The 12,002-nt window shown below is 70.1% G+C and carries 11 protein-coding genes; 7 read left to right on the plus strand and 4 right to left on the minus strand.

From position 1 onward, the window contains the following. The first annotated feature begins 76 nt into the window (after window positions 1-76). The gene (locus Plo01_RS03815; RefSeq protein ID WP_239315856.1) at window positions 77-1,009 is read left to right on the plus strand and encodes a YihY/virulence factor BrkB family protein; all 933 of its coding nucleotides are present in this window, start codon (window positions 77-79) and stop codon (window positions 1,007-1,009) included. Between the two features lie 56 nt (window positions 1,010-1,065). Further along, complete coding sequence (locus Plo01_RS39965) at window positions 1,066-1,923, plus strand: MarR family winged helix-turn-helix transcriptional regulator (RefSeq protein ID WP_239315857.1); 858 nt, start codon at window positions 1,066-1,068, stop codon at window positions 1,921-1,923. Window positions 1,924-1,991: 68 nt separating this feature from the next. Here Plo01_RS39965 and Plo01_RS03825 read toward each other — a convergent pair whose 3' ends face one another. Together Plo01_RS03825 and Plo01_RS03830 are read right to left on the minus strand one after the other, a co-directional pair. Continuing rightward, complete coding sequence (locus tag Plo01_RS03825) at window positions 1,992-2,933, minus strand: 1-aminocyclopropane-1-carboxylate deaminase/D-cysteine desulfhydrase (RefSeq protein ID WP_239315858.1); 942 nt, start codon at window positions 2,931-2,933, stop codon at window positions 1,992-1,994. A 131-nt stretch (window positions 2,934-3,064) separates the two neighbouring features. Continuing rightward, window positions 3,065-3,640 (minus strand): GNAT family N-acetyltransferase, encoded by a 576-nt coding sequence (locus Plo01_RS03830; protein ID WP_239315859.1) that lies wholly within the window; start codon window positions 3,638-3,640, stop codon window positions 3,065-3,067. 129 nt (window positions 3,641-3,769) lie between these two features. Here Plo01_RS03830 and Plo01_RS03835 point away from each other — a divergent pair, with 129 nt between their 5' ends. After that, on the plus strand, window positions 3,770-4,156 hold the full coding sequence (locus Plo01_RS03835) for a VOC family protein (protein WP_203889075.1): 387 nt from the start codon (window positions 3,770-3,772) through the stop codon (window positions 4,154-4,156). 142 nt (window positions 4,157-4,298) lie between these two features. On the opposite strand, the gene Plo01_RS03840 is transcribed toward Plo01_RS03835, so the two are convergent. Continuing rightward, window positions 4,299-5,447: a D-alanyl-D-alanine carboxypeptidase family protein gene (locus Plo01_RS03840; protein ID WP_203889076.1), complete on the minus strand. Its 1,149-nt coding sequence runs from the start codon at window positions 5,445-5,447 to the stop codon at window positions 4,299-4,301. An 87-nt stretch (window positions 5,448-5,534) separates the two neighbouring features. On the opposite strand from Plo01_RS03840, the gene Plo01_RS03845 reads away from it, so the two are divergent. After that, on the plus strand, window positions 5,535-5,804 hold the full coding sequence (locus Plo01_RS03845) for an SCO4848 family membrane protein (RefSeq protein ID WP_203889077.1): 270 nt from the start codon (window positions 5,535-5,537) through the stop codon (window positions 5,802-5,804). On the opposite strand, the gene Plo01_RS03850 is transcribed toward Plo01_RS03845, so the two are convergent. After that, complete coding sequence (locus Plo01_RS03850) at window positions 5,763-7,148, minus strand: peptide ligase PGM1-related protein (protein ID WP_239315860.1); 1,386 nt, start codon at window positions 7,146-7,148, stop codon at window positions 5,763-5,765. The two genes, Plo01_RS03845 and Plo01_RS03850, sit on opposite strands and share 42 nt — an antisense overlap. A gap of 553 nt (window positions 7,149-7,701) precedes the next feature. Here Plo01_RS03850 and Plo01_RS03855 point away from each other — a divergent pair. The 3 genes from Plo01_RS03855 (at window position 7,702) to Plo01_RS03865 (ending at window position 11,990) form a co-directional block, all read left to right on the plus strand. Then, window positions 7,702-8,943 carry a M20 family metallopeptidase gene (locus Plo01_RS03855; RefSeq protein ID WP_203889079.1) on the plus strand — a complete coding sequence of 414 codons (1,242 nt, stop codon included), beginning with the start codon at window positions 7,702-7,704 and terminating at the stop codon, window positions 8,941-8,943. 330 nt (window positions 8,944-9,273) lie between these two features. Continuing rightward, a complete protein-coding gene (locus tag Plo01_RS03860) occupies window positions 9,274-10,353 on the plus strand; it encodes a BMP family lipoprotein (protein ID WP_203889080.1) in 1,080 nt (359 codons plus the stop codon). Between the two features lie 98 nt (window positions 10,354-10,451). Beyond that, window positions 10,452-11,990, plus strand: a complete 1,539-nt coding sequence (locus Plo01_RS03865; protein WP_203889081.1) for an ABC transporter ATP-binding protein — start codon at window positions 10,452-10,454, stop codon at window positions 11,988-11,990. The last annotated feature ends 12 nt before the right edge of the window (window positions 11,991-12,002 follow it).

Raw genomic sequence — 12,002 nt, forward strand, 5'->3', positions numbered from 1 at the left:
AAGGCTTTCCCGTTTGCCCGCGATGTCCCCGGGTACCGGGACCGTCACGCACGGTGCTGTCCTGAGAGGGGGGCGGGTGTCGGGACTGGGGGAGCGCGTCGAGGCGTTCCACGTGTGGCGCCACGACCGGATCGAGACCGGCCGGGTCCGCTGGCACTGGTTCGACCACCTGCTCAGGACCGTGCAGCGCTACCAGCTCCAGTTCGGCGACCGGCTGGCCGGGGCGGTGACCTACTTCGCCTTCCTGTCCTTCTTCCCGATCATCGTGCTGTCCTTCGCGGCGGTCGGGTTCTTCCTGTCCGTCACACCGGACGCCGACGACACCCTGCGGGCGGCCATCAACGGCTACCTCCCCGGCCTGGCCGGCAAGCTCCCGATCGACCAGATCGCCACCTCCAAGGCCACCGCCGGGATCATCGGCCTGCTCGGCCTCCTCTACTCCGGCCTCGGCGCGATCGACGTCCTGCGCGGCGCCCTGCGGCAGATGTCCATGACCACCGACCCTCCGCTGAACTTCGCCCTCGGCAAGCTCCGCGACCTGTCCGCGCTGATCCTGGTCGGCATCACGATGATCACATCGGTCGTGATCGGCGGCTTCGCCACCCAGGCCAGCGAGACCGTGGCCGGATGGCTGGGCCTGTCGAAGTCGTTCCTCGGCACCGGCACGGTCTGGCTCGTCGGCCTGGGGGTCAGCGTGGCCGCCGACACCGTGGTCTTCCTGATCCTGCTGGGCTGGCTGGGCCGCTCCACCCAGCCCTTCCGGGTGATACTCCGCGGCGCCCTGCTGGGCGCGATCGCCTTCGCGCTGCTCAAGCAACTCGCCGCGTTCCTGCTCTCGTTCACCCTCGGCAACCCCGCGTACGGGGTGTTCGCGGTGATGGTCGGCCTCCTGGTCTGGATCAACTTCTCCGCCCGGATCATCATGTACGCCGCCGCCTGGACCGCCACCGCCTCCTTCGGCCCTCCCCCCGAGCCCACCCCCGTGCCCGGGACCGGGAACGACGTCTAGACGGCCGACGCGCCGCCGGCATGGAAGAATGTATGCGAATCGCATACAGTTTGCAGGTGAACACTTCCGAGCTCACCGAGGCGGCCGTCGGACGTTGGCACGCGGCCGTCGACGGCAAGGACCCGGCCGCCGCACGCCTGGCTGTGTGCGATCCGATCGTCGTCAACGGGCCGAAGGGCGCCGGCCCGATCACCCCGGGGGAGTTCGCCGACTGGATCACGCGATCGGGCGTCGAACTGCGTCCGCGGTCGTGGCATCCGATCGGCGACGGGGTGACGGTCGTCGAGCAGGACGCCCGCTGGCCTCAGGACGCCGGATGGACGCGCGTGGCGACGGTCTTCCGGGTCACCGGCGACCGGGTCTCCGCCGCGCTGCGGTTTACCGACCTGCGCGCCGCCCTGGACTTCGCGCGTCTCCACATCGAGCTGGTCGCGACCGAGCCGCCTTCGCACGTGGCCCGGCAGGACGCCGTCGTCGAGGCGGGCGCCGGCCAGGCGCTCTTCCGGTTCGTCCGGCACTGGTCGCGCCGCTGGAACGCCGACGGCACGCCGGCCGAGCGCGGCAGGGACGTCCAGGTGACCGAGGCGGTCCACGCGCTGCGGGGACGTCAGCAGGTGACCGTCAACGACGTGGCGGCCGAGCTGGGCATCGACCAGTCCGGGGCGTCACGGATGGTGGCGCACGCGGTCGATCAGGGCTACCTCATCACGCACCGGGCTCCGGCGGACGCCCGGCGTCGCGCCGTCGGTCTGACCGACGCGGGGCTCGCCCTCTTGGACGCCGCGCACTCCTGGCAGGAGTCGACCTTCGCCGCGCTCACCTCGGACTGGACCGGCGCGGAGCGGGCGGAGTTCCACCGTGCGATGCTCCGCCTCCTCGACCGGTCTCCGGAGCTGTCCGCCGGGCTCGGGTAGCCGTCTCGATGTCCGTACGGGCGGCGACGCGACGGTCGCGGGCCGCTCCCGTCCCCGCCCGGGCGGGGTCACGGCCCGCGGGTGACGGGCGCCCGGGGGAGGCGGCGATCTTCCACGGGACCCGTGATCACCGCGATGAGGGTGGTTCCGGAGGCGAACGCCCCGCGCTGGGCCAGGGTGAAGACGCCCCACATCATCTTCGCGGTGTAGATCGGGTCCAGCAGCATGCCGTGCCGGCCGGCGAAGTCGGCGATGAACGCGTCGAGCTCGCGGTCGCGCCTGGCGTAGCCGCCCGCGTGGAAGTCGCAGTCGATCGTCCAGTTGGCCGACGGTCGGCCGTAGGCGGCGATCTGGAGGTCGGCGACGTCTCCGCGGAGGAACTCCCCGCCGCGCAGGACAGAGAACCCCAGCGCTCGGGAGCCGGGCCCCAGCCCGGCGGCGATGCCCGCCAGGGTGCCGCCGGTGCCGACGGGACAGCAGACGACGTCGAACGGCACGTCGATCTCCGCCGGCAGTTCGGCGCAGCCGTGTACGGCCAGCGCGTTGCTGCCGCCCTCGGGCAGCAGATAGAAGCGGCCGAACTCCTCCCGGAGGGCCTCGACGACGGGCGGGGAGTTCTTGACGCGATAGGCGGTGCGGTCCAGATAGGTCAGCCGCATTCCGCGATCGACGGCGAAGGCCAGCGTGTCGTTGAGCGGGAGGTGCTCCTCGCCGCGGATGACGCCGACGGTCGAGAAGCCGTAGCGGGCGCCCGCCGCGGCGACGGCCCGCACGTGGTTGGAGTAGGCCCCGCCGAAGGTCAGCAACGTATCGTGACCCAGTTCGGCGGCGCGCACCAGATTGTGCTTCAGCTTGCGCCACTTGTTGCCCGGCAGGAGCGGATGGATGAGATCGTCGCGCTTCAGGAGCAGTCGCACGCCCGCGCGGGTGAGCCGGGCGTCGTCGAGCTCCGCCAGGGGCGAGGAGAGCGCGCGGCGGAGTTCACCGCGATCGTGTCGGGGCTGGTTCACGGTTCTCGGCATGCCGGTCCGTGCGTCGGGGCTGGTTCACGGTTCTCGGCATGCCGGTCCGTGTGTCCGGGCTGGTTCACGGTTCTCAGCATGCCGGTCCGGCGGCGCCGCGAGCGGCGGAGGCCTCCGGATCACACGTCGGTTCCTCCGGGAGGATCGTCCGTGCCCGGCTCGTCGTCCCAGTCCAGAGGGGTGACCGTATCGGCCAGCCAGTCCCGCCGGAGGATCCCGTATCCGATGGAGGCGTACACGCTCCCCTCCGCGCCCGGCCACGCCTCCCGATAGTGGGCCTCCTTGAGGTATCCGCAGCGCCGGAAGATCCGCCGCATGGCGTGGTTGTCCTGGCGGGTGGTCCCCTCGATGCGCGAGATCTCCGGGAACGTGGTGAACAGGTACTCCGTCAGCCAGGTGACCGCGCGTCCGCCGATGCCGAGACCCCGGTGGTCCGACCGGATGCGGAGATCGAACATCGGGGTCTCGTCGTCGAGGTCCTCCAGCCGGATCAGCCCGGCGCGCACGTCATCCACCATGATCCAGAAGGTGCGCGCCGACGCGTTGTCGTAGTAATCCTCCGCGATCTTTCTCCGGACGGCGTCCCCGCTGACCGACTCGCCCACGTGGTAGGGCCATCTCTCCCCGGACAGGAACCCCGCCAGCAGTTCTTCCTGTTCTTCGTTTCGGACGAATCGCTCGTATTTGACGCGCACTTATATACCGTCCTTTTCGCCGCATCGGACTGCAATCTTGTAGCGCGAGGCGCTCCCGACCGGCAACAGGGTTTCTCCACAGGTGCGGCACGGCATGCCGATGGCGGCGGGCTGCGGCACCATGGAGCCATGGCCCGGCTCAAGGACGTCGTGTTCGACTGCCAGCACCCCGCCTCGCTCGCCCGGTTCTGGGCGGCCGCCCTGGACGGCTATCAGGTCGCGCCGTACGACGAGGCCGAGCTGGAGCGGTTGCGGGGCGAGGGGGTCGACGACCCGGAGGACGACCCGACCGTCCTGGTGGAGGCGGCGCCGGGCATCGCTCCGCGATTCTTCTTCCAGCTGGTGCCGGAGCCCAAGACCGTCAAGAACCGGGTCCATCTGGACCTGCTCTGCGACGACCTCGACGCCGAGACGAAACGGCTGACCGGCCTCGGAGCCCGGGTGGTCGCGGTCCATGAGGACTGGGTGGTGCTGGCCGACCCGGAAGGCAACGAGTTCTGCCTCCAGGGGGCCTGAGACGCGCAGCCGCGGCGGCCGGCCCGAGCTCCTCGGCCGGCCCCGGGCCCCTTCCGGCCGCGGTGGCCGTGATGCGGTCCAGCCACGGTGGCCGTGATGCGGCGCCGGTCACGCCGGTACGGCGCGACCGGCGTCGTCCGGGTCAGCGGGACCGGCGGCGCAGGCCGTAGCCGAACCAGGCGAGGCCGCCGAGGACGGCTGCGCCGATCAGATACGGGGCCAGGGAGGCGGACTGCTCCGTGGTCTTGGCGGCCGCCGCGTCGGCGGCGGCCGGCGGCGGGTTCTGCGCGCCCGCCGAGGCGGCGGCCTCGGACGGCAGGGGGGCGGGTTCGGGGGCCGGGCCCACCAACCGGCCGACCGGGGAGACCTTGCCGCGGGCGGCGAAGCCCCAGTCGAGCAGGTCGGAGACGTCCTCCCAGAAGTATCCGTCGTGCCGCATGATCGAAACGATGATCGTGTGGCCGTTCCGCCGGGCCGCGCCGACGAAGCTGGCCTGGGCCTTGGAGGTCCAGCCGTTCTTGACGCCGATCATGCCCTTGTAGCGCCACAGCAGCTTGTTGTGGTTGCCGATCTCGTAGTAGCCCTTGGGCGCAGGGAACTTGTCGGTCTTCAGGCTGACATATCGTCGGAAATCAGGGTTGGCGAGTCCGGCCCGCGCGATCAGCGCGAGGTCGTAGGCCGAGCTGCTCTGGCCCGGCTTGTCCAGCCCGCTGGGCGTCTTGGCCACGGTGTCGAACGCCTGGATCCGCTGGGCCTCGGCGTTCATGTCCGCGAGCGTCTTGGCCAGGCCGCCGTTGGCCTCGGCCAGCGCCATCGCCGAGTCGTTGCCCGAGACCAGCATCAGCGCCTTGAACAGGTCCTCCACCGTGTAGATGGGTCTGTTCACCAGCCCGACCGCGCTGCCCTCCTGGTTGACGGCGTTCCTGCTCGGCCGGACCTTCATGGTCCTGTCGAGCTTCGGGATGAGCGTCAGGGCGGTCAGGGCCTTGAGGGTGCTCGCCGGACGGTAGCGCCCGTGCGGGTGCTTGGCGGCGAGGACCTCTCCGGTGTCGGCGTCCGCGATCACGTATGCCTTCGCGGAGGTCTTGGGCGGAGCCTTGATCTCGGTGGGGAGGATGAGCCCTCGCTCGCCGAGCCGTCCGCCGCCCACGGGCTCGGCGGGCGCGAGGCCGCCGGCGGCGGGAGCGGTCGGGGCCTCGGCGGGCGCGGGAGCGCCTGCGTATGCGGGAGCACCGAGGAAGGTGGTCGCCGCGATCAGCACCACGACGGGTGCGGTGTATTTCGTCCCCATAGTGATCTCAGGGTAGCTTCGTACCGATTCGCATGTGTTTGCACATCCCCTCACCAGGGGCGGAGCACGCGACGGGATACCGACATAATGCAAATATCACGAAAGATCGCCAGTTTTCTGCTGGCCCTTGCCGGGTTCATGATCTTTGAGTGGGTCAACCTTGGGTTCAACCTCGCGGACGGTCATCCGCGATCTTTCTACGTCGTCCACGGCATCCTGATCGCGGTCAACATCGTCCTCGCGATCGTGCTCGCGGTGATCGGCGTGCGCGGCCTGCGAGCCCTGCGGGGCTCACGCGGTCCGCGCGGCGGGACCCTACGGGGTGGGGCAGAGGAATCGGAGCGTTCGCCGGTGTAGCTCGGCGGCCTCCTCCGCGGAGTTCCCGATGCTGGTGAAGCCGAGCTTGCCGTACTCCGGGATCGCGCCGAGCAGGTGCAGCACGTTCCCGGTGCGGGTCTCGCGGTCGAATCCGAGGCCCGCGGCGCGGATCCGCGCGACGATCTCCCCCGGCGCGCGGCCCCGCAGGCAGGCGGCGGCGCAGTTGTCCGTCGCGACGTAGTACTTCGACTGGTCCCCGCACATGAGCGTGCCGGTGCCGGGGTCGTAGACGGCGCCGGTGGTCAGCAGCGCGGCGCCGAACGGGTGGGTCGTGCCGCCGATGCGCAGGTTGATCTCGCACAGCAGGGCCCGGTAGCCGCCGTCGGTCTTGACGGCGAAGAAGTCCATCCCGAACAGCCCCACCACGCCCCGGTCCGCCAGGACGCCCGCGATCCGCTCGGCGCACTCGCCCACCTCGGCGCGGTACTCCGGCCGGGCGGGGAAGGCGCAGCCCTGGTAGACGTCGCCGTTGGGCCCGCCGAGCACCTGCTCGTGCGTGGCCACCACGTCGTAGGCGCCGCCGGGGGTGATCCTCGCCAGGGCGCTGGGGGAGTACAGGGGCCGCTGGTCGATGAACTCCTCGATCACCGCGCCCCGTTCGGCGATCTTCTCGGCGAAGGTCGTCCAGTTCTCGTCGGCGGCGGAGAAGCTGGTGTGGCAGGCGGTGAGCGGCCGGTCGTCCTTGACCACGATCGCGTTGCCCAGGCCCGAGTAGCTGTTGTTGAGCTTGACCATCAGCTTGCCGCCGTGGCTCAGCGGAGCCAGGGCGCGGGCGGCGTGCTCCACCTCGGTCAGCGACCGCAGGTCGGCGAAGCCGCGGGCCAGCGGGACCTTGGCGTCCTCCGCGACCGTCCGGGCGCCGCTCTTGGAGCCGAGCTGGGCCAGGGCGGTGGCGGGGCCGTAGATCGGCAGCCCGAGCGCCGCGGAGAGCCGCTCCTCGGCCTCGCTGACCACGAAGGGGACCAGCCAGGCGTCCGCCGTGCCGTCCAGCGCCTCCTGGATGCGTGCGATCGTCCGGGGGCCGTGCAGGATTTTCTCGGTGAGCGGGCAGAGCCGGGGATCACCCAAACTGATCATTTCCAGGCGGGCGCGCGCCTCCGCGGGGTCGTCGAGGAAGTCAAGGTAATAGTCCACGATCGCCGGATCCACCGGGGCGGAGGTGAGATAGACGACCTTCACGCCCGGCCGCTTCAGGGTCAGCAGGAGGAAGAGGAGCCGCTCCTCGTAGCAGCGTGCGCCGGTTATCCGGCGGAGTTCGTCTTGGGGCAGCGACAGTGAGGGGATGACCACCAAGGTTCCCTCGTTCGGTTCGAAGATGCTCAATCTGGAGTGCTTCTCCCCAAATGGGATATTCGTGATCATATGCGGAGTGAACCATGCATTATTCCGGCATGCATCCCTCCGCCGGGTGCGATGAGTGGCACCTGAAGTCACGTAAATTGCCAGTTCAGCCAGGTTTCAACCGTCGCGGAGCGGCCAGTGGCCGATGGAGGGGGTGCGGTACGGCGCCGGCAAGGCTACTGATCCTTAGTCACTCCAGGCCATCGGCAGTGGTCCTCCTGGGTCAGGCGAGGCAGAAGAGGGGCATGAGGCTACAAAACATTTGGCTGAGATGTCGGCAAGTGCCGTCGGAAGAGAGATAAAGTCAATGTCATACGCCGACGCGTCGGCGGCCGCACCTCGGCCCGCCGGTTCCGTGCCGGCGCGTTGTCATCCGCACAGACTTGGCCCCGTGACACCCACTCCGGCCGCGGTGCGGTGATCGCTTTTCTGAGCCGGCGCTGTCTCATGAGCCCGGCTCATGGGGCAGGCGATTCTGGGCAGTGGCATATGCGTCGAATATTTCCAACTACCGGCGCGGATGGGACGGTGACCGATGCGGGGGCGTAATCTCCGAGGGGAGCTCGACGCGTTCCTCGCCGGCTTCGAACGGGAGCTGATCAGCTTCCGTCGCGACCTGCACATGAACCCCGAGCTAGGGTTCGCCGAATACCGCACGACGCAGCGCATCGCCGAGCGTCTGGGCGCGATCGGGCTCGTTCCGTCGGTGCTGCCGCGCGGCACCGGCCTGATCTGCGACGTCGGCAGCGGCGACGGGCCGACCGTGGCGCTGCGCGCCGACATCGACGCGCTGCCCGTGCCCGACGAGAAGGACGTCCCCTACAGCTCGACGGTGCCCGGCGTGTGCCATGCCTGCGGTCACGACGTCCACACCACGGTCCTGCTCGGCGCGTCCATGTTCCTCGCCCGCCAGGCGGAGGCCGGGCTCCTGCCCGGCCGGGTCCGGCTGGTCTTCCAGCCCGCCGAGGAGGTGCCGGGCGGAGCGCTGGAGGTCATGGCCGCCGGCGGCCTCAGCGGGGTCGACCGCATCTTCGGCCTGCACTGCGACCCCCGGGTGGACGTCGGCAAGGTCGGTCTCAAGACCGGTCCGATCACCTCCGCCTGCGACCGGGTCACCGTCCGGGTCAGCGGCCCCGGCGGGCACACCGCCCGGCCGCACCTCACCGCCGACCTGGTCTTCGCGCTGGCGAAGATCCTCACGGAGCTGCCCGCCGCCCTCTCCCGCCGGGTGGACCCCCGCTCGTCGCTCAGCCTGGTCTGGGGTCGGGTCGAGGCGGGCTCGGCGGCCAACGCGATCCCCGACGACGGCGTCGCCGAGGGCACCGTGCGCTGCCTGGACGAGGAGGCGTGGCACGCGGCCCCCGACATGATCAAGGCGCTGCTGGAGTCGGTCGCCGGGGCCTACGGGGTCGAGGCGCAGATGGACTACGTCCGCGGCGTGCCCCCGGTGATCAACGAAGAGGTCAGCGTGCAGATGCTGATCGAGGCCGCGGAGGGCGTGCTCGGCGAGGGGTCCTCGGTCCCGACCCAGCAGAGCCTGGGCGGCGAGGACTTCGGCTGGTACCTCGAGTCCGTCCCCGGCGCGTTCGCCCGGCTCGGCACCCGCACCCCGGGCGAGGCGCACGCCGGCGACATCCACCAGGGCACCTTCGACGTCGACGAGTCCTGCATCGGCATGGGCGTGCGGTTCATGGTGGCGACCGCGCTGACCGCCCTCTGGGAGGGGCAGCGGTCCGTGACGGGTGAGCCGGTCGTCCTGGCGAATTTGGACAACTAACACCACTGTCTGGATTTCCCCTTACGCCGTAGCGGTCACGTTAGTGAGTAAAAAGTGCATCGCGTAATGAGATAGTCGCCGTCTGTAGGGCGGACGCAGGCGGGCGGCCGGCAGGAGTCGCCGCCCTCCCGGACCGTTCTCGAAGGCAGCCGATCCTACCTGTCGGTAGCGTCGGCCGCCTTCGTGTGTCACAAGGTGGCGTGAGCTGGGTAACGGACCTATTGCGGAGCTGTGTGCCGGTTTGGTCCGTACTCGGCAAACAACTATCTTCCGTGCAGAGTTGCCGTGCGTCTCTTCGCGCGTGCACTGACAACGCGAAGGGAGTCCATCTTGCTTCACAACCGATTCGGCAGGCTGGCCGCGACCGCTCTGGCCGGCACCATGCTCATGGGCGCCGCCGCGTGCGGGGGGAGCGAGGAGCCGACCACGACCGCGTCTCCGGGCGACGCCGCGACCAGCGCCGCTCCGGGCGGCACCGGTCCGAAGGTCGGCCTGGCCTACGACATCGGCGGCCGTGGCGACCAGTCGTTCAACGACGCCGCCGCCGCGGGCCTCGACAAGGCCAAGGCCGAGCTGGGCCTGGCCGAGGCCAAGGAGCTGGAGGCCGGGAACGGCGAGACCGACGCGGCCAAGGAGGAGCGGCTGCGCCTGCTCGCCCAGGGCGGTTACAACCCGATCATCGCCGTGGGCTTCGCCTACTCCGGCCCGCTGAAGAAGGTCGCCACCGAGTTCCCCGAGGTCAAGTTCGCCATCGTCGACGACGAGGCCGCGACCGGCCCCAACATCTCCAACCTGGTCTTCGCCGAGCACGAGGGCTCCTTCCTGGTCGGCGTCGCCGCGGCGCTGAAGTCCGAGAAGAACCACGTGGGCTTCGTCGGCGGCGTCGAGGTTCCGCTGATCAAGAAGTTCGAGGCGGGTTTCGCCGCGGGCGCCAAGGCGGTCAAGTCCGACATCAAGGTTGACGTCAAGTACCTGACCCAGCCGCCGGACTTCGCCGGCTTCGCCGACCCGGCCAAGGGCAAGACCGCGGCCGAGGGCATGTTCGACGCGGGCGCCGACGTGGTCTACCACGCCGCGGGCGGCTCCGGCGGCGGCGTGTTCGAGGCGGCGAAGGCCGCCAACGGCAAGGCGATCGGCGTCGACTCCGACCAGGCCAAGACGGCCGCCGCCGACCTGCAGGGCGTCATCATGACCTCCATGCTCAAGAAGGTCGACGTCGCGGTCTTCGACTTCCTGAAGAACGCCGCGGCGGGCGCGCCCAAGGCCGGCACGACCGTCTACGACCTCAAGGCGGGCGGCGTCGACTACTCCACCACCGGTGGCCAGGTCGACGACATCAAGGCCAAGATCGACGAGTACAAGCAGAAGGTGATCTCCGGCGAGATCACCGTGCCGAAGGAAGTCGGCTGACCGACCGGCTGACCTGATATCACTGGAGGGCCCGGTGGACGTCTCACCGGGCCCTCCGATCACTTTCCCCACCACGTAACGTAATCGAGGCCATCCGCATGGAGGAGGCCGTCATCAGCACCTCGACATCGGCCGTCGAACTTGAGGGGATCACCAAGCGGTTCCCCGGCGTCGTGGCCAACAGCAACGTCTCCCTCTCCGTACAGCGGGGACACGTGCACGCCATCGTCGGCGAGAACGGCGCGGGCAAGTCCACCCTCATGAAGATCCTGTACGGCATGCAGCGCCCCGACGAGGGGGAGATCCGCGTCAACGGCGCGCCCGTCTCCTTCCGTTCCCCCTCCGACTCCATCGCCGCGGGCATCGGCATGGTCCACCAGCACTTCATGCTGGCCGACAACCTGACCGTCCTGGAGAACGTGGTCCTCGGCAGCGAGCCCCGCAAGGGCGGCATCGCCATCGACTTCGGCTCCGCGCGCAAGAAGATCAAGCAGATCTCCGACACCTACGGCCTGGGCGTCGACCCCGACATGCTGGTCGAGGACCTGGGCGTGGGCGCCCGGCAGCGGGTGGAGATCCTCAAGGTCCTCTACCGGGGCGCGCGCATCCTCATCCTCGACGAGCCGACCGCGGTGCTCGTGCCGCAGGAGGTCGACGAGCTCTTCGGCAACCTGCGCGAGCTGGTCCGCGAGGGACTGACGATCATCTTCATCTCGCACAAGCTGGACGAGGTGCTCTCGGTCGCCGACGCCATCACCGTCATCCGGCGCGGCACCACCGTGGCGAGCGTGAACCCCAAGGACGTCACCGCCCGCCAGCTGGCCGAGCTCATGGTCGGCAGCGAGCTGCCCAGCCCGGAGACGCGCGAGTCCACCGTCACCGACGTGGTGGCGCTCTCGGTGCGGAACCTGTCGGTGCACTCGCCGGACGAGCGCTGCATCGTGGACGGCGTCACCTTCGACATCCGCAAGGGCGAGGTGCTGGGCATCGCCGGCGTCGAGGGCAACGGCCAGGCCGAGCTCGTCGAGGCCATCATGGGCATGCGCCCCGCCGACGGGGAGATCCGGCTCGGCGAGGAGGACATCTCCGCCTGGTCCACGCTGCGCCGCCGCGAGGCCGGGATCGGCTACATCCCCGAGGACCGGCACCGGCACGGCCTGCTGCTGGAGGCCCCGCTCTGGGAGAACCGCATCCTCGGCCACCAGACGCGCAAGCCCAACGTCAAGGGCCCCTGGATCGACCGGGCCGGGGCCCGCAGGGACACCCAGCGCATCGTCGAGCAGTACGACGTGCGCACCCCCGGCATCGACGTGGACGCCGCGGCCCTGTCCGGCGGCAACCAGCAGAAGCTGATCGTCGGCCGGGAGATGAGCGGCGACCCGGTCTTCCTCATCGCCTCGCACCCGACGCGCGGCGTGGACGTCGGCGCCCAGGCCGCGATCTGGGACCACCTGCGCGCCGCCCGCGCCGCGGGCCTGGCCGTCCTGCTGATCTCGGCCGACCTGGACGAGCTGATCGGCCTCTCGGACACGCTGAAGGTGATCCTGCGCGGGCGCGTCGTCGCCGACGTGGATCCGCAGAACGTGACGCCCGAGCAGCTCGGCTCGGCCATGACGGGCGCGGGAGAGGCGGCATGAACACCTGCGCGG

The sequence above is a fragment of the Planobispora longispora genome (assembly GCF_016863135.1).
GTDB lineage: Bacteria > Actinomycetota > Actinomycetes > Streptosporangiales > Streptosporangiaceae > Planobispora > Planobispora longispora.